General features: G+C 42.9%; 16 protein-coding genes. All 16 read left to right on the top strand.

The window, feature by feature from the left end:
- Window positions 1-134: 134 nt before the first annotated feature.
- The 16 genes from flhA to DXX94_RS05685 all read left to right on the top strand — a co-directional run bounded on the left by flhA (window position 135) and on the right by DXX94_RS05685 (window position 18,290).
- On the top strand, window positions 135-2,237 hold the full coding sequence (gene flhA, locus DXX94_RS05760; RefSeq protein ID WP_116014462.1) for a flagellar biosynthesis protein FlhA: 2,103 nt from the start codon (window positions 135-137) through the stop codon (window positions 2,235-2,237).
- 56 nt (window positions 2,238-2,293) lie between these two features.
- Window positions 2,294-3,895: a flagellar biosynthesis protein FlhF gene (gene flhF / locus DXX94_RS05755; RefSeq protein WP_116014461.1), complete on the top strand. Its 1,602-nt coding sequence runs from the start codon at window positions 2,294-2,296 to the stop codon at window positions 3,893-3,895.
- 17 nt (window positions 3,896-3,912) lie between these two features.
- A complete protein-coding gene (locus DXX94_RS05750) occupies window positions 3,913-4,755 on the top strand; it encodes a MinD/ParA family protein (RefSeq protein WP_116014459.1) in 843 nt (280 codons plus the stop codon).
- Window positions 4,756-4,774: 19 nt separating this feature from the next.
- A complete protein-coding gene (locus DXX94_RS05745) occupies window positions 4,775-5,494 on the top strand; it encodes an RNA polymerase sigma factor FliA (RefSeq protein ID WP_115999547.1) in 720 nt (239 codons plus the stop codon).
- A 45-nt stretch (window positions 5,495-5,539) separates the two neighbouring features.
- Window positions 5,540-5,923, top strand: a complete 384-nt coding sequence (cheY, locus tag DXX94_RS05740; protein WP_115999548.1) for a chemotaxis response regulator CheY — start codon at window positions 5,540-5,542, stop codon at window positions 5,921-5,923.
- Window positions 5,924-5,947: 24 nt separating this feature from the next.
- Entirely contained in the window at window positions 5,948-6,691 is a 744-nt protein-coding gene (locus tag DXX94_RS05735; protein ID WP_116014457.1) for a protein phosphatase CheZ, read from the top strand.
- A 14-nt stretch (window positions 6,692-6,705) separates the two neighbouring features.
- Window positions 6,706-8,832 (top strand): chemotaxis protein CheA, encoded by a 2,127-nt coding sequence (locus tag DXX94_RS05730; protein WP_116014455.1) that lies wholly within the window; start codon window positions 6,706-6,708, stop codon window positions 8,830-8,832.
- Between the two features lie 41 nt (window positions 8,833-8,873).
- A complete protein-coding gene (locus DXX94_RS05725; RefSeq protein ID WP_116014454.1) occupies window positions 8,874-10,061 on the top strand; it encodes a protein-glutamate methylesterase/protein-glutamine glutaminase in 1,188 nt (395 codons plus the stop codon).
- A complete protein-coding gene (locus DXX94_RS05720) occupies window positions 10,054-10,800 on the top strand; it encodes a flagellar motor protein (RefSeq protein ID WP_115999552.1) in 747 nt (248 codons plus the stop codon). The genes DXX94_RS05725 and DXX94_RS05720 overlap by 8 nt, the downstream gene beginning before the upstream one ends.
- Complete coding sequence (locus tag DXX94_RS05715; protein ID WP_116014452.1) at window positions 10,797-11,768, top strand: flagellar motor protein MotB; 972 nt, start codon at window positions 10,797-10,799, stop codon at window positions 11,766-11,768. Before DXX94_RS05720 ends, DXX94_RS05715 begins: the two co-directional genes overlap by 4 nt.
- A gap of 8 nt (window positions 11,769-11,776) precedes the next feature.
- Window positions 11,777-12,553: a ParA family protein gene (locus DXX94_RS05710; protein WP_115999554.1), complete on the top strand. Its 777-nt coding sequence runs from the start codon at window positions 11,777-11,779 to the stop codon at window positions 12,551-12,553.
- 8 nt (window positions 12,554-12,561) lie between these two features.
- Window positions 12,562-13,449, top strand: a complete 888-nt coding sequence (locus DXX94_RS05705) for a chemotaxis protein CheW (RefSeq protein ID WP_258872109.1) — start codon at window positions 12,562-12,564, stop codon at window positions 13,447-13,449.
- Window positions 13,450-13,518: 69 nt separating this feature from the next.
- Window positions 13,519-14,013, top strand: coding sequence for a chemotaxis protein CheW (locus DXX94_RS05700; protein WP_115999555.1), 495 nt, complete (start codon window positions 13,519-13,521; stop codon window positions 14,011-14,013).
- Between the two features lie 160 nt (window positions 14,014-14,173).
- The gene (locus DXX94_RS05695; RefSeq protein ID WP_258872108.1) at window positions 14,174-14,530 is read left to right on the top strand and encodes a DUF2802 domain-containing protein; all 357 of its coding nucleotides are present in this window, start codon (window positions 14,174-14,176) and stop codon (window positions 14,528-14,530) included.
- 113 nt (window positions 14,531-14,643) lie between these two features.
- Complete coding sequence (locus tag DXX94_RS05690) at window positions 14,644-15,435, top strand: MlaA family lipoprotein (protein WP_258872107.1); 792 nt, start codon at window positions 14,644-14,646, stop codon at window positions 15,433-15,435.
- A 116-nt stretch (window positions 15,436-15,551) separates the two neighbouring features.
- Entirely contained in the window at window positions 15,552-18,290 is a 2,739-nt protein-coding gene (locus DXX94_RS05685) for an SLBB domain-containing protein (protein ID WP_116014450.1), read from the top strand.
- The last annotated feature ends 139 nt before the right edge of the window (window positions 18,291-18,429 follow it).

Below are 18,429 nucleotides of genomic sequence, written 5' to 3'. Positions count from 1 at the left end.
AAGAATAGTGTAAGTAGCAATTTTAGTAACAGCTTTACTTATAAAATAGTTTAGTTAGAGCCTGAGCTAGCTGGCTTACTTATTGCTTAATCGGTACTATCCCGTAATCGTCAAAACTTTATCACTAATTAGAAATGCAGTTATTAGCGAAATTCCCTCAATTTGACAAAAGTAAAGTAAACCACCTTTCTGGCTTAGGTACGCCTTTCCTAGTAATGGCCGCACTTGGCATGATAGTACTGCCAATGCCTGCCATGCTATTGGATGTACTGTTTTCTTTTAACATTGCCTTATCACTCGTGGTGTTGCTGATTACGGTTTATACCTTAAAGCCGTTGGATTTTGGCGCATTCCCATCGGTATTGTTGATTGCGACTATCCTCCGGTTGTCATTAAACGTGGCAAGTACGCGTGTGGTGCTGCTGGAAGGTCATGAGGGGCCTGATGCTGCTGGGGCTGTTATTGAAGCATTTGGCTCGGTTGTTATCGGCGGTAATTACGCTGTCGGTTTAGTGGTTTTCCTAATTTTGATCATCATTAACTTTGTCGTTGTTACCAAAGGTGCGGGTCGTATTTCTGAAGTAACGGCGCGTTTTACCCTAGATGCTATGCCAGGAAAGCAAATGGCGATTGACGCCGACCTTAATGCTGGCTTTATCACGCAAGACCAAGCGCGTGAACGTCGCCAAGAAATCACCAGTGAAGCAGATTTCTATGGCTCGATGGATGGTGCGAGTAAGTTCGTAAAAGGTGATGCGATAGCTGGCATTTTAATTCTTTTCATTAACATTATTGGTGGCCTAGTCATTGGTATGGTGCAGCATGACCTAAGCTTTGATGCTGCCGTTGAGATCTACACCTTACTCACCATTGGTGATGGCTTAGTTGCACAGATTCCGGGCTTATTGCTTTCAGTAGGCACAGCAATCGTGGTTACCCGTCAAAACACCTCTGAAGAAATGGGCAAGCAGGTCAGCAGTCAGTTAGGTCAAGCTCGTTCTTTGTATATTGCGGCTAGCGTCATGTTCGTTATGGGTATTGTTCCTGGTATGCCACATTTTGCGTTTTTAACGTTTGCAGCGTTGATTGCTGGGATTGCTTACTTCGGTGAAAAACTGAAAGCGAAAAAAGCGGATGAGGCTCAACAAAAAGCCCAAGAAGAGCAAGTACAAACTCAACAGAAAGAAGAAGAAACGAAAGATTTAAGTTGGGATGATGTAAATCATGTTGATGTAATTGGACTAGAAATTGGTTATCGCTTAATTCCGTTGGTGGACAAAGCACAAGGTGGTGAGTTACTCAATCGCATTAAAGGGGTGAGAAAGAAACTTTCGCAAGAGTTTGGCTTCCTTGTACCGGCAGTGCATATTCGCGATAACTTGGACCTAGAGCCAAACACTTATCAAATTTCATTAATGGGAGTTGCGGTAGGTGAAGCGGAAATTCGCCACGATCATGACTTGGCAATTAACCCAGGCCAAGTATTTGGACAACTTGACGGAATTCCGACGAAAGACCCTGCTTTTGGCTTAGACGCTGTGTGGATCAAGCAGAATCAACGCGAGCAAGCGCAATCGCTTGGTTACACCGTGGTAGATGCCGCTACAGTGCTGGCTACACACTTGAGCCAAATCTTAAGTAACAACGCGTCACAGCTTATTGGTCACGAAGAAGTGCAAAACTTACTCGACCGTCTAGGGCAGAATTATCCGAAACTTGTTGAAGGACTTATTCCTGACGTTCTGCCACTTGGCACCGTTGTTAAAGTGCTGCAAAACTTAATGAATGAAGGTGTCGCAGTACGTGATATGCGCAGCATTATTCAAACACTAGTAGAGTATGGTCCGAAGAGCCAAGACCCAGAAGTATTAACGGCTGCAGTGCGAATTACGCTACGTAAATTTATCATTCAAGACATGGTCGGTTCCGCAAATGAAGTGCCTGTCATAACATTGGCGCCAGAGTTGGAACAGATGTTGCATCAGTCTATGCAGATGGCTGGTGATGATGGCGCAGGTATAGAACCTGGCCTTGCAGAAAGACTGCAAAAATCATTAACCGATGGCGCACAACAACAAGAATTAAGCGGTGAAACACCTATCTTGTTAACGTCAGGCATACTAAGAACGGTATTAGCGAAGTTTGTTAAATACACGATTCCAGGCCTGAGAGTGATTTCTTATCAAGAAGTTCCAGATGATAGGCAAATCAAGATTGTCAGCGCAATCGGTAACTAAACCACCAGCACAGACGTAAGAATTAGAATGCTATCTGCTGAATTAAGGGGTTATCAGTGAAGATTAAACGTTATGTTGCTAAAGATATGAGAACTGCGTTGGCACAAATCAAAGAAGAGTTAGGTGCTGACGCTGTCATTATGTCAAACAAGAAGATTCCTGAAGGTGTCGAATTAATGGCGGCTCAAGATAACAACGCACGTGTTGAGCCAAGAGTGAGCCAGGCTCAAGAGCCAGCTCAAACTAAACGTGATCTTGCTGACGACGTAGTTAATCTATCGGCTCCAGCACCTGCAGCGTCTGGTATTCATCAGCAAACTGAGCCACAACAGCGTATTGAACCGCACTTGTCTGGTTTAGACATGTCGGGTTTAGACAGTGCTGAGCAAGCTCAATCTCCGGCAGATAGCTTAAGTGCATTGTTGGCTAGAAACGTTCAGCAACAACCTGTTTCGCAACCGCAAAGCATTCAAGCTAGTCAATCTAGTCAAACAGCCGCTGTGTCAAAAAACAGTCACGATAGCGCGACGCCAGATTTAGAACTGCAATTAAAACAGTTTACTGACAAGCTTCAGCAGCAACATGCTGGCACTGAAGCTACTCAAAACGAACAACCTTTCTCGACTGAAGATGATGGTTTTGGTGTACCTGCCAACGCTGCTATTCCTGCTCAAGCTGCTAATACCCCAACAGCAGCATATGGCAACGATTCAAGCGTAGTTAGCATGGACGCATTTAACCAAATGAAAGCTGAAATGGCTTCTATTCGTCAATTGTTGGAACATCAAGTATCAGGCCTAATGTGGCAAGACATGGCGCAAAAAGACCCCAACCGCGCTATGTTAATTGACCGCTTGACTGCGCTTGGTTTGAACGAGCAGTTAGCTGATCAAATTGCGGGCTTTGTCCCTACGCATTTAGACGAAGAACAAAGCTGGCAAAGTGCGCTGCAATTATTGAGTAGCCAAGTAAACACCACTAATAACGACATTATTCACCGTGGTGGTGTGGTATCACTAGTAGGCCCAACCGGTGTTGGTAAAACAACAACTTTGGCCAAATTGGCTGCACGTTTCGCACAAGTTCACGGCGCGGATAGCATCTTGTTAATCTCTACTGATACATACCGTATTGGTGGTTTCGAGCAACTTGAAACTTACGGCAAAATTATCGGTTGTCCTGTGAAGCTCGCAAAAGATAGCGATGCCCTTGAACAGTTAATTCAACAATACAGCAGCAAGAAGTTAATTTTGATCGATACTGCAGGTATGGGACAACGTGACATGCGCTTAGCTGAGAACTTATCTGGCTTAGTGGCAAACTCACGTATTCGCATCAGAAACTACTTAGTATTGGCGGCTAATACGCAACAAGCCGTAATGCAGGAAAACGTTGAACGCTTTAAGAAAATTCCACTATGTGGTTGCATTTTCACTAAGCTAGATGAAAGCCTAAGTATGGGTGAAATCTTATCAACTGCGATTCAAAACGGTATGCCAATTGGTTATCTAACAGACGGTCAGCGTGTTCCAGAAGATATTAAAGTTGCAAATGCTGAAAAATTAGTTAGTCTTGCAGAGAAATTAGCAAACAAATCAGCGGTAAGATTCAATTTTAGCGCTAATAGACAACCAATGGCCTCAGCTGCCTTTGGTTAACCTTTGAGACGTAGTAGATGATTGACCAAGCAAGCGGCTTACGAAAAATGCAAGATTTAAGACAAATCAAAGTTATCGCAGTTTCCGGAGGCAAGGGAGGTGTAGGTAAAACTAACGTTTCACTCAATACCGCTATATCACTGGCTAAACAAGGTAAAAAGGTACTGGTACTCGATGCTGACTTAGGCTTGGCAAACGTTGATGTGATGCTTGGCCTGCGCGTTCAGAAAAACATTGCTCATGTCCTTAGTGGTGATTGCGAACTTGACGACATCATTATTGAAGGTCCAGCAGGCATTAAAATCATTCCAGCGACATCTGGTACGCAATCTATGGTGGACTTAACACCGTCAGAGCATGCTGGCCTAATTCGCGCCTTCAGCGATATGCAAACAGACTTTGATGTCTTAATTGTTGATACCGCAGCGGGTATTTCAGACATGGTGTTAAGCTTTGCCCGCGCCGCTCAAGATGTGATGTTAGTGGTAACAGACGAACCTACTTCTATCACTGATTGTTATGCGTTGATGAAATTATTAAGCCGCGACCACGGTGTATTTAAATTTAAAGTTGTTGCCAATATGGTACGTAGCCCAAAAGAAGGGCAGCAGTTATTTGCTAAACTGACTAAAGTGACGGATCGTTTTCTGGATGTCGCGATTGAGTTGGTTGCTGTGGTGCCATTTGATGAAAATATTCGAAAATCGGTGCGCAAGCAAAAAGCTATCGTTGATGCTTTTCCAGATTCGGCAGCGTCAAAAGCGTTTAGCGAATTGGCAAGTAAAATCAACAGTTGGCCTATTCCCAATCGACCTTCAGGTCATTTAGAGTTCTTTATCGAACAATTGCTTGAGCAATAACGCCTCATAGGGAGTTATAGTGGTTAAAGCTAATGCTTACACTAGCTATCTTGATAAATCGGCACTAATCGAACAGCACACGGTATTAGTTAAACGTATTGCCTATCATTTGTTGGCCAGATTGCCTGCAAGTGTTATTGCTGACGATCTAATTCAATCTGGCATGATTGGACTATTGGAAGCAGCGAGCAACTTTGACGGTAGCAAAGGCGCTAGTTTTGAAACCTTTGCTGGCATTCGAATTCGCGGCGCTATGCTCGATGAAATTCGCAAAGGGGATTGGACTCCGCGCTCTGTTCACAAGAATAGCCGAATGATCAGCGATGCTATCAAAGCATTGGAAGGTGAACTTGGTCGCGATGTAACAGACTCGGAAGTTGCTGATAAGCTTGATATCTCCCTAAATGAATACCATCATATTCTTAATGAAGTAAGCACTGGAAAAATCATCGGCATCGAAGATTTAGGGGTGACTGATGATGTGCTTAGTTTTGATGAAGAATTTCAAGAAGATGATCCATATCATACAATTGAACATGTAACCTTTAAAAAAACGTTAACAGAATGTATTTCGACTTTACCTGAGCGTGAAGCTTTAGTACTGTCGCTCTATTATGACGAAGAGCTCAATTTAAAAGAAATTGGACAAGTTCTTGACGTTAGTGAGTCAAGAGTAAGCCAAATTCATAGTCAAGCAATGCATCGATTAAAAGCACGTATGCAATCTTGGCAAAGTTAAGTAGAATATATAGAAATTTATTGATTTATTTCACCGGAGGGTGCCTTGGATAAAAATATGAAAGTACTTGTTGTTGATGATTTCTCGACAATGAGAAGAATTGTTAAGAACTTATTACGCGATTTAGGCTTTACTAATATTCAAGAAGCGGATGATGGCAGCACAGCGTTGCCTATGTTACAAGGCGGTGACTTTGACTTTGTAGTGACCGACTGGAACATGCCGGGTATGCAAGGTATCGATCTTTTGAAAGCAATTCGCGCTGATGAGAAGTTAGCACACATTCCGGTGCTTCTGATCACTGCAGAAGCGAAGAAAGAGCAAATTGTGATGGCGGCGCAAGCAGGTGTAAACGGTTACATTGTTAAACCTTTCACTGCTGCAACCCTTAAGGAAAAACTAGACAAGATTTTTGAACGTTTAGGATAAACGCGCTAAACGCGAGGAAATTTCATGAGTAAATTGTCTAGTGCAAAGATTACTTTAGAACAAGCCAAGTCATTAGTTGAATTTATCGAGAATGGTCAGCAAGAAAAAGCTGACCAATTACTCGCTGATATTCAAAACCCAATTAATTCAGAGTTATTTGCAGAGATAGGTAAGTTGACCCGTCAATTGCATGACTCAATGATGAATTTCCAATTGGACTCTCGACTAAACGACTTAGCCAATGCTGATATTCCTGATGCAAAAGAGCGTTTAAATTATGTTATTAGCCGTACAGAAGATGCGGCTAATAAGACCATGGACGCGGTAGAATCCATTTTCCCAGTTGTTGATACTATTCAAGAGCAAGTCAAAGCTGTTAATCCACTTTGGCAAAAGCTGATGCACAATGAGCTGAATTTGGGTGAGTTTAAAGCACTTTGTAAAGATATCGACAAATTGCTTAAAACAACATCATCAGAAACCGAACGCATGCACGCGCTAATGACAGATGTATTAATGGCGCAAGATTTCCAAGACTTAACGGGTCAAGTGATTAGAAAAGTGATCGACCTTGTACGAGAAGTGGAAGAAAGCTTGATTAATATGCTGACAGCTTTTGGTGTGACGGAAGATGAGCAAAGAGAAAAAGCAACCCTGAAAACTGGTGAGAACCTAGTTGAAGGGCCGATTGTTAATACAGACGAGAGAGACGACGTTGTATCAGATCAAGATGACGTTGATGATCTCTTATCTAGCCTAGGATTTTAGCGGGAGTTTGGTGCATGTCCTTTGAAGCGGATGAAGAAATTCTACAGGATTTTTTAATAGAAGCAGGCGAAATTTTAGAAGCATTGTCTGAGCAACTTGTTGAGTTGGAAAATGACCCAGACAACGCTGATTTATTGAACGCTATTTTTAGAGGCTTTCATACCGTCAAAGGTGGTGCCGGATTTTTATCATTAACTGAACTTGTTGATGCCTGTCACGGTGCGGAAAATGTGTTTGACATTCTGCGTAATGGCCAACGCTCTGTAACCCCTGAATTGATGGATGTAATCTTGCAGGCGCTTGATACCATTAATGAAATGTTTGCGTTAGTGCAAAATCGTGAACAACCAGAACCTGCAGATCCAGCTTTGCTTGCTGAACTTCACCGTTTGAGTGAGCCAGAAGGTGCAGAGAGCGCCGCACCAGCTCCAGCTGTTGAAGAGCACGAACCAGAGATCTTCCAAGAAGTTGACGTTGCAGCAGAATCTGCTGGCGGCGATGAAGAAATGACGGAAGACGAGTTCGAAGCGCTGCTTGACGAACTTCATGGTCCTGGAAATAGCGCAGCTTCTGCTAGCACGCCTGCTGCACAACCTGCATCTTCCAATAGCGATGAAATTACGGATGATGAATTCGAATCATTGCTAGATGAACTTCATGGCCAAGGTGCATTCAAAACAGCAGCAAAAGAAACTACGACAAGCCAAAGCAGTTCTTCTGACGAAATTGACGATAGCGAATTTGAAGCGTTACTGGATGAGTTGCACGGTAAAGGCAAAGCCCCAAGTGCTGCGCCAGCGACTCCAGCACCTAAACCAGTGGCTAAGCCTGAAGCGGTTAAACCTCAAGCTGCCAAACCAGCAGCACAACCTGCGGCCAAGCCTGCAGCAAAAACGCCAGCTAAGCCTGCGGCTAAAGATAAGAAGCCTGCAGCGCCTGCGGCTCCGCAAGCGGAAACCACCGTTCGTGTTGATACTAAACGTTTAGACCAAATTATGAACATGGTTGGTGAGCTCGTATTAGTACGTAACCGACTAACGAGCTTAGGTCTGACGAAAGAAGACGAAGAGCTAACAAAAGCGGTTTCTAATCTAGATGCAGTAACAACAGACCTGCAAGGCGCGGTGATGAAAACGCGTATGCAGCCAATCAAGAAAGTATTTGGCCGCTTCCCTCGTGTTGTTCGTGATTTGGCGCGTAGCTTAAATAAAGAAATTAAGCTGATTCTTGAAGGTGAAGAAACTGATTTAGATAAGAACTTAGTTGAAGCACTAGCTGATCCGCTAGTTCACTTAGTTCGAAACTCAGTTGACCACGGTATTGAAGAGCCAAGCGAACGTGAGGCCAATGGTAAACCGCGTGAAGGTACGGTTATTTTATCTGCCTCACAAGAAGGTGATCATATCTTACTAACCATCCGTGATGATGGTGCGGGTATGAATGCAGAAAAGCTTAAGCAAATTGCGATTGACCGTGGTGTGTTAGATGCAGAAGCTGCGGCTCGCATGCCTGAGAAAGAAGCGTTCAACCTTATATTCGCTCCTGGTTTCTCAACGAAAACAGAGATTTCTGAAGTGTCTGGCCGTGGTGTTGGCATGGACGTTGTTAAGACCAAAATCACTCAGCTAAATGGTACCGTTAATATTGATTCTGAAATGGGCGTTGGCACCGTTTTAGAAATTAAAGTGCCGCTAACGTTAGCAATCTTGCCGACGCTAATGGTTGTTGTTGGCGAACAGATTTTTGCTTTACCGCTAGCTGGTGTTAACGAAATCTTCCACTTAGATTTAACTAACACTAATGTGGTTGATGGTCAGCTTACAATTATTGTTCGTGAGAAAGCTATTCCGTTGTTCTATCTTGATCAATGGTTAGTAAAAGGTAGCGAGAATAAACCACGCGATAATGGTCATGTTGTTATTGTGCAACTGGGCACACAGCAAGTTGGCTTTGTGGTTGACAGCTTAATTGGTCAAGAAGAGGTAGTGATTAAACCATTAGACCGATTACTACACGGTACGCCAGGTATGGCCGGCGCCACAATTACTAGTGATGGTGGCATCGCGTTAATTCTTGATGTACCAAGTATGTTAAAGCACTACGCGAAAAAATCCCTCGTTCATAAAAAACTGCGCGGCTAACGCGCAGTTCCCAGGTTGCTGGCCTGCATTAGAGAATTTACATGGCATATAAAGTATTGGTGGTTGATGACTCGAGTTTTTTTAGACGTCGAGTCAGCGATATACTAAGCCAAGACTCAAACATCGAAGTGATTGATGTGGCAGTAAATGGACAAGAAGCAGTTGAGAAGGCTGCTTCATTAAAGCCAGATGTCATTACCATGGATATCGAGATGCCAGTGTTAAATGGCATCGATGCGGTAAAAGCCATCATGGCCAATTCTCCAACCGCCATTTTAATGTTTTCGTCACTTACGCATGAAGGTGCAAAAGCAACATTTGAGGCACTAGATGCAGGTGCGTTGGATTTCTTGCCGAAAAAATTTAATGAAATAGCCAAAAACAGTGAAGACGCTGGTAGTTTGCTACGTCAGCGAGTGCTAGAACTCGCAAGAAAAAGTGGCTCGGTGAAGCGTGGATTTATTCGACGCCCCGTTAGCCATGCAACGCCGAGTATACGAACACCTTCACCTACAGCAGCTCCAGCTATAAAGCCTCGCTTTGAACGTAAAACGCCTGCAGCAACTCCCGTTTCAGCAAAAGTTATGAGTACTGCTGAAAAACCTACAAATGCTGTCGCGGCGACTAAGCTGCGTAAAAGCTCTGGCAAAAAATACAAATTACTTGCGATAGGCACGTCAACAGGCGGTCCTGTAGCTCTTCAACAAATACTGACTCAACTTCCCGCGAATTTCCCTTTACCGATAGTCATGGTTCAACATATGCCGGCAGCGTTCACGGAAGCATTTGCTAATCGTTTGAATTCTTTGTGTCAAATTTCCGTCAAGGAAGCGAAAGACGGCGATCGACTTGAAGCTGGCAAGGCTTACCTAGCACCGGGCGGCATGCAAATGTTAATCGATGGTACGGAAAATGCAGCAAAACTTAAGGTGATGGAAGACAACTCTGCCAGAGTTGCTTACAAACCTAGTGTAGATATAAGTTTTGGCTCTGCTGCGAAAATATATGCGGGTGAAGTATTAGGTATCATATTGACCGGTATGGGCGCTGATGGAAGGGAAGGCTCTCGTATGTTGAAGAATAAAGGTGCTACTATTTGGGCTCAAGATGAAGCCAGTTGTGTCGTTTATGGTATGCCACAGGCCGTGGCAAAAGCTGGCATATCTGAATTGTCGTTGCCGCTTGCCGAAGTCGCAGGCTCTATCCTAAAGGAGTTAGGCCATGGATAAGCTCAGTATTGCTGGGCTTATTGTTGCGCTACTTGCGATATATCTGGGATTTAGCATTGAAGGTGGTGCCATCGGCACCTTGTTTGAGCTCCCCGCGTTTATTATCGTCGTTGGTGGCACTATGGGTGCAGTGCTGCTCCAGTCATCCAAAGCACAATTTAGCCACGCAATGTCCTTATTGCCTTGGATTTTTACACCTCCAAAATTTGATATCGATAAAGGCATTGACGACATTGTTGAGTGGGCACAGCAAGCTAGAGAGTCTGGTTATCTAGTGTTGGAAAATGTCGCGATGGATGTTGAAGACCGCTTTGTCAACAAAGGCTTAAACTTCCTCGCCGATGGCATTGAAACTGAACAGCTTATTACTTCAGTGGAGCTAGACTTAGAGCTTTATCGCGAACATAGTCTGCGTTCAGCAAGAATCTTTGAATCTATGGGAGGGTATAGCCCAACCATTGGTATTCTAGGGGCGGTATTAGGCCTTATCCAAGCGATGAGTAACTTGTCTGATCCCGATATGTTGGGCCAAGGTATCGCAACAGCTTTTGTTGCGACAATATACGGCGTTGGTTTTGCTAATTTAATATACATTCCTGTTGCCAATAAAATCCGTGCTATTGTTCACCAGCAAACTATGTATCGTGAGATGATGGCTCAAGGTCTAATCGCAATTTCACAAGGGGAAAACCCACACGCTATTGAAAATCGTTTGTCAGCGTTTAGGTTGCAAGAATGAGTAGGCTCAGAATAAAGCGCCATGATGTTGAACATGATGATGTTCACCGTTGGCTAGTGTCTTATGCCGACTACATGACATTGCTGTTTGCGTTGTTCGTGGTTTTGTACGCCATGGCGATGATCAATGAAGAGCCGTTTGAAACGGTGACTGATTCAATAGGGCGAGTATTCCAAGCAAATGACGAATTGCCTAAAAACCGCGGTCACGGTGATGACATTCTACCCGTGAATTCGAGTAAAACGAATAAGCGTTTATATGGCGACGGCTTAAAAGATGATGCTGGCCCAGAGTTAACCAATGGTCAGCCAATTCTGTCTAACATTGCAGATAGCGACGTTGGCACTAACCTGACCTCGTTAGAAGAAAAACTGCATACCGCTTTATACGACATCATTGAATCTGGTTATGCCCAGTTAAAAATAGATGGTGACTGGCTGGAAATTGAGCTCAACAGTGGCTTGCTATTTCCTAGTGGCTCTTCTTCTCCAACGCGTTCAGCAGACGCGATACTAACTGTTATCAACCAAGTACTTGCTGATGTTACTAATTTTGTGCGCGTACGAGGCTATACTGATAACCAACCCATTAATAACGAAATATTCTCTTCTAACTGGGAACTTTCAGTATCCAGAGCAACTGCGATTTTACGCTTGCTTGAAGAGCTTGGGGTAACCCCTGCAAGAATGGCAATAGAAGGCTATGGTCAGTATTATCCCAGCGCAGATAACAGCACGTCACAGGGACGAGCGCAAAATAGAAAAGTTGTTATCGCTATTTCAAAATATGGGCTAGATCAAGAAAGCTTACTCGATACCCCAACTATCAGTGTAAAAGACGTAGAAGCGATTAAGGAAGTGGTTGATTCTACAGGTGAAGATAATAAAATTAACATCATTCGTTTAGAAAATGGTGCAATTCGCATCACGACGCGTAATGAAGATGAAACTAACAACTCAAGTGAATAGGTGCTCTATTGGTCGTTTGGACAATCGCTAATCAAAAAGGCGGGGTAGGTAAAACCACCTCAACAATAACCTTAGGGGGCTTGTTGGCTGAACGCGGACATAAAGTGCTATTGGTGGATACCGATCCTCATGCGTCGCTAAGTTATTATTTTGGTATCGAATCTGAAGATTTAGAGCTGAGCGTATACGATCTTTTCGTCAAAGTATCGACCAAAGAGCAGATAGAACAAACGCTGTGCCCAACCGAATACAAGAATATTGATATCTTGCCCGCGACCATGGGGCTAGCAACGCTAGACCGTTCGCTTGGTAGTAAAGGTGGCATGGGCTTAGTGCTGAAAAAAGCAATACAAAAGCTTGAAGGGCAATACGATTATGTACTGATGGATTGTCCGCCTGTACTCGGTGTTTTAATGGTGAATGCACTGGCGGCTTCTGATAGAATTATCGTCCCAGTGCAAACCGAGTTTTTGGCGCTTAAAGGCCTAGACCGCATGATGAAGACAATGGAAATCATGCAAGGTGAACAGCAAGAGCCATTTACCTATACCATAGTTCCTACTATGTTTGATAAACGCACTAAAGCCTCTTTACTTGCCTATCAAAAGTTACAAGAACTATATGGTGATAAAGTTTGGCCTGGGGTTGTGCCAGTTGATACTAACTTTAGAAATGCGAGCGTCTCACAGAAAGTGCCTTCGGATTATGCAGGTAACTCTCGAGGTGTCTACGCTTATAAAAGCTTGTTGAAACATTTAATTAAACTTACCGCAGTAAATAAATAGGTTAATCAATGTCAAGATCGCTAGCTGCTAGCCAAAAAGTGATGAGGTCTTATTTATCAGAGCTACTGACGGATGAGGCTGAACAGCCTGTTGAGCATCAACCATCAACACAAACAAGCTCACAACCTGATAAAAGCCAGAGCACGCTTCAACATAAAGAGCCAGATAGCGAGAAGCTTGAAAAGTTACTTGAGAATGTTGCAAAACCAAGCTTACCTGTTACGGATAAAGTTACCTCGACACGCGCAGAGGCTAAAGCAAAGGTAGCAGCACCAAAGGTTGTCGCGCCAAAGGTCGCGAAGCAACAAACGGCGCCTAAGGTTGCAAAACCTAAAGTTTCAGCACCTGCGTCAGATAAGTTAGTTACGGAGACAACGTCTGACAGCACAGCCATTGCGACAGCAAAGAGCCAGCAGCAAGTACCAGTAAAAGCGAAAAAAGATTATCGTGAAGGTAGTTTTCAGGCGATGTTTTTTGACGTAGCAGGGCTTACAATTGCCGTACCATTGATTGAGTTAGGTGGTATTCACAATGTTGAGAGCATTAATAGTTTGATGGGCAAACCCGACTGGTTCAAAGGGGTTATGTTACATCGCGAAGAAAAAATTAATGTCGTTGATACCGCATTGTGGGTAATGCCTGAAAAATGCGATCAACAATTAATGGATTCATTAGCTTATCAATATATTATAATGTTGAGTAATAGCCAGTGGGGCTTGATGGCTGAGCACCTTGTAGATACAGTTACACTAGAACAAAGTGACGTGAAGTGGATGGATAGCAACCCTAAACGCCCTTGGTTAGCTGGTCTGGTTAAAGAACGTATGTGTGCGCTATTAGATATTGACGCCTTGATTAAAATGCTAGATCAAGGGTTGAGCGTCTATCCAAATTAGTCGTATATCGAAATAAACAGTGTTGCTGCAAACGAGCGGCAATAGTTAACAACTTTGAGGACAAGAAGTATGTCTGATGAAAGACGTAGTGCAAATGAGTCAGTAGACACTAATGATGAAGTGTTACAATGGGTAACCTTCAAGTTAGAGCAAGAAACTTACGGTATCAATGTAATGCAGGTGCAAGAAGTATTGCGTTACACTGAAATTGCGCCAGTGCCAGGTGCGCCAGATTATGTGTTAGGTATTATTAACCTGCGTGGTAATGTGGTAACCGTTATTGATACGCGCTCACGTTTTGGTTTACAAGCGGCGGAAATTACCGATAACACGCGTATCGTTATTATTGAAGCTGAAAAGCAAGTTATTGGTATTTTAGTTGATAGCGTTGCGGAAGTAGTTTACTTAAAAGTTTCAGAAATCGATGTGGCACCAAATGTTGGTAACGAAGAAAGCGCTAAGTTTATCCAAGGTGTATCTAACCGCGAAGGTGAATTGTTGATTCTTGTTGATCTGAATAAATTATTATCAGATGACGAGTGGGATGAATTGAAACAATTCTAAATGGATTTTTTAGACTAAAAGCCTGTGTATCAGGCTTTTTTTGTGGGCGCTAAATGTGAATATCAACTTGGTTTTGATAATAGCTCTTGCCTTAGCTGTGGTGTGTTGCCTAGCTTGGCTACTAATAAAGGTTTCGCACCTTAAAGCACAAAGCAAGCTCTTGAGTAGCCAGGTAAATGCGCTCGAAATGCTGACAGCTGATTTACAAGCCAATATTCATAACATCGCACAAAAAAACGCGGAACTTAATGACCTTATCAGTACTCAAAACACGGAAAATGAGCAAGTGTCTAAGCAACTTGAGCACCGTATCAAAGGTCAGCAGCAAGCAATTGCAAACATAACCCAACAGCTTACCTTAATTGATGAGCAGCAACCCCAAGATAAATTCTATCATCGCGCTTCAAAGCTCGCAGCTAAAGGTGCTAGTGCTGAGGAAATTATGGCGGAGTGTGAGTTGCCGCGTGCTGAGGTTGAAATGTTGCTAGCCATATACAAACAGAACAACAATGAATAGCCCAAGCGCGTCTGTCTAATTGCGGATGTTATGACTTGTTGGGCAAGTGTCCGATTTTCACTAGCGTGTTAGACTGGGCAATAATACCAAGAATTTATCATTAGGAAGTCACAGTGAATAAACCTATCCATCGAGCATTGCGTGCCGCTTTTTCATTACGTGCGGTAAAAGTGATTGCTTTGTTATCTGTCTTGGCAGTATCAGGCTGCTCTTCAACGTCACAAGTAGAAGGTGACCCTAAAGATCCATTAGAGAAAGTTAACAGAGCTTCGTGGACATTTACATGGGACTACGCTGATAAGTATGTGCTTAAGCCCGCAGCAACTGCCTATACAGAGTATACGCCAACGTTTTTACGTTCAGGCCTGCACAACATGGCTCTCAACCTTAATGAGCCGTCTTCTTTTATTAATAACCTACTACAAGGTAAGTTTTCCAATGCGGGTAAAAGTGCAGGGCGATTCGTACTTAACTCTACGGTAGGTCTACTTGGCTTTTTTGACCCTGCGAGTGATTTTGGTTGGACGGGCACACAAGAAGAGTTTGGCGAAGTAATGGCGGTATACGGAGTGGGTGACGGCCCGTATATTGTCATTCCAGCATTGGGGCCTAGCTCGGTACGAGATGAAGCTGGTGATTTTGTCGATCGTTATTACTGGCCTTTAGCGGTAATCGATTTTTGGCCTAACCTAGTGCGTAGTGCCATCATAGGTTTAGAAGCAAGAGCATCTTTAACGCAGCAAGAACAGCTTATCAATAATGCAATCGATCCCTATGAATTTGTTAAACAAGCTTATTTCCAGAACATGGAGTATCGCGTCTATGATGGCAAACCGCCAATAAAGGTAGACGAAGAGGAAGAAGCTGAGCTTGATGCCTATTTAGACGAGCTAGATGAAGAGTAAAGCCTATAAATTGGCTTGTTACTAAACTAATATCGACCTTAACAAAACTGGCGCATATGATAGAATTTTCGCCATATCTTGCTAAATAAAAAAATTCCCAGGGAATTCGCTGTTCAATGAAATATATTTCTACCTTACTGATGTCAGCCTTGCTTGGCTTAAACTTCTCCATGAGTGTGTTAGCGGCGCAGGCACCTAGCTCAATAAACCCACAACAACTTGAACAGTTTAAGCGACTACCTGTATCTCAGCAACGAGCGCTAGCACAAAGCATGGGTATTGACTACAACGCAATTAAAAAACAATTACAGGGCGGTAGTACTGCAAATGACGATGATAGTTTAGTCGAACAGCAAACGGTATATCCCAGAGGAACTCAATTTGATGAATTTGGTAATCCAATTCTGCCTGAGGATGAGTTGCTAGAGGAAGAAGAGGAGGATACTGAGCCACAACCGTTTGGCTATGATGTATTTGCTAATGCACCTTTTACTTTTGCGCCGACTATGGATATTGCAGTACCAGCTGATTACATTATTGGCGCAGGTGACACCATCAAAATTCAGATGTTTGGCAAAGAAAGCAATGAATTTGAGCTAGAGGTAAATCGACAGGGTGATGTTGTTATTCCAGATCTTGGCCCATTTAGTGTATCTGGTTTAAGTTATACTGAAGTTAAACAATACTTCGCCTCGCAAATTAAGAAGAAGGTGCTTGGCGTCGATGTCGTGGTGACACTGTCAGATTTGCGCTCGATGCGGATATTTGTTGCCGGTGATGCATTCAAGCCTGGCCCTTACGTGATGAGTGCACTATCTAGCGTAACACACGCGATTTTTGCGGCAGGTGGTATCAATGATATTGGCTCTTTGCGAAACATTCAGGTTAAGCGAGCTGGTAAGCTTGTCACCACTTTAGACCTGTATGACCTATTAATCTACGGTGATTCTTCAAAAGATATTCTACTTAAATCTGGTGATGTCGTATTTGTTGCTCCTGTAGGCGAGCGCGTTACCGTTACAGGAGAAGTTAGACGTCCTGCGATCTATGAGTTAGCTGCAAATGATGACTTTGACGCTGTGGTTGAAATGGCTGGTGGATTGTTGCCTTCAGCTTACCCTACTGCAAGTGTAGTTGAACGATTTAATCAGCGAAATATTCGTACAATTGTTAATGTTGATTTAACACAGCAATCTCAACTTGCTAAAGCGGTTAAAGGCGGTGACGTTCTTAAGGTACTAAAAACTTCTGAACAATACGATGACTCTGTCACTGTTATTGGAGCGGTAACACGCCCTGGTAAATATCAGTGGCAGCAGGGACATAAAGTGAGTGATCTTTTGCCAAGTATTCATGCTTACATGCTTGACGATGCTGATTTAAATTACAGCTTAATTGTCCGCGAGAAAGACATTGGCCGAAATATTGAGGTATTACAGTTTAGCTTGTTCAATGCGCTTAGCGATGTTAGCTCAGAAGATAACCTTACTCTTCAACCTCATGATCGTATATTAGTCTTTTCTATCAATGATCGAAATGCTACGACAGACTCTTCACTTGACTTACTCGCGTTGACAAAAAATGAGTTGAATAAGAGGGAGAAAAGTATTGCAGAGGAGCATTACAAGGAGCGCATGTTTTGGCTACAGTACGGAGAAAGCAAAGACTTAGAAGAATTTGATGAGCTTGAAGAATCTCTAAAGCTAGCTGAACAGTCATTAGTTGAATTAAGTGGTGGTTCCGTAGAGGAAGAGGTTGATCCGCGCGACATTAATATATTTTCTAGACAAAAACTTTTAGTGCCTGTCATCAAAAAGTTGCAGCACCAAGCTGCAGCTGGAGAACCAATACAGTTGGTCGAAGTTGTAGGCGCTGTTAAGTATCCAGGTATTTACCCGTTAGCTAAGAATGTTAATGTTAGCCATTTATTAGCTGCTGCAGGTGGCATGTTAGAGTCTGCGTTTTTGGATAGAGCAGAAATTACTCGCAATGGCGTAAGAGAAGGCAAGTTAGTTAAAGAGTCAATTAATGTTAATTTGCGCAATGTGCTCACAAACGATAGCACTAGTAACTTCAAAATACAGAGCAAAGATCGCCTCAATGTTCACGTAATTCCGTCTTGGCAAGAGAACCATCTGGTTGAGCTTAGAGGAGAGTTTTTATTCCCAGGTCAGTACACAATTCAAAGAGGTGAAACACTTGCACAATTGATTGAACGAGCAGGTGGCTTTACGAATTTTGCACATTTAGAAGGTTCAGTATTTACAAGAGAGAGGTTAAAGCAGCTTGAACGTCAAAATATCCTCAAAATTTCAGAATCGTTAAGAATGGAAATTGCGTCAAAAAGTTTGTCACAGAGAAGTGGCCAACAGGTTGACTATCAACAAGCGAGATTGCTATTAGCTGATTTGAATAAAGTAAAGCCTGTTGGCAGGTTAGTTTTAGATTTACCCAATATCTCTTCTAAAAGTGATATGGATATAATATTGGAAGATGGCGATATTCTTTATGTTCCAACAAAGAACAATTCTGTAAATGTCATAGGACAAGTGCAAGTCGCAACTTCTCACCTGTATAGTCCTTCTCTTGAAGCAGATGATTACGTGCAGCTTAGTGGGGGATTTAAGCAGCAAGCGGACAAAGGTCGCGTCTATGTTATTAAGGCCAATGGTCAGGTTGTTGTTCCTACGCAAAATAGTTGGTTTAGTGCATCAAACGTTAAAGCGATAATGCCCGGTGATACGGTTGTTGTCCCACTAGATTCTGACTATATGGATAGCTTAACTTTGTGGGGCACAGGCACGCAGATTGTTTATCAGGCTGCGGTGGCAATAGCTGCAATCTCCGGAATTTAAGTTAATCCTCTTTTGGTCAATGTATAGCTAGTTCTATGGGGAATTTACTAGCTATACAATTTATGTGGCTTTATAATGCTTAAGAGTTAAGTAGCTTCTCATAGTCAACGTTGATTACATTTACATAAACTTCTATCAA

Origin of the sequence: Thalassotalea euphylliae (genome assembly GCF_003390375.1) — a bacterium.
Taxonomy (GTDB): Bacteria; Pseudomonadota; Gammaproteobacteria; order Enterobacterales; family Alteromonadaceae; genus Thalassotalea_F; species Thalassotalea_F euphylliae_A.
Note: the sequence above shows the minus strand (reverse complement) of the source record. Positions and strands in the feature narration are given on the sequence as shown.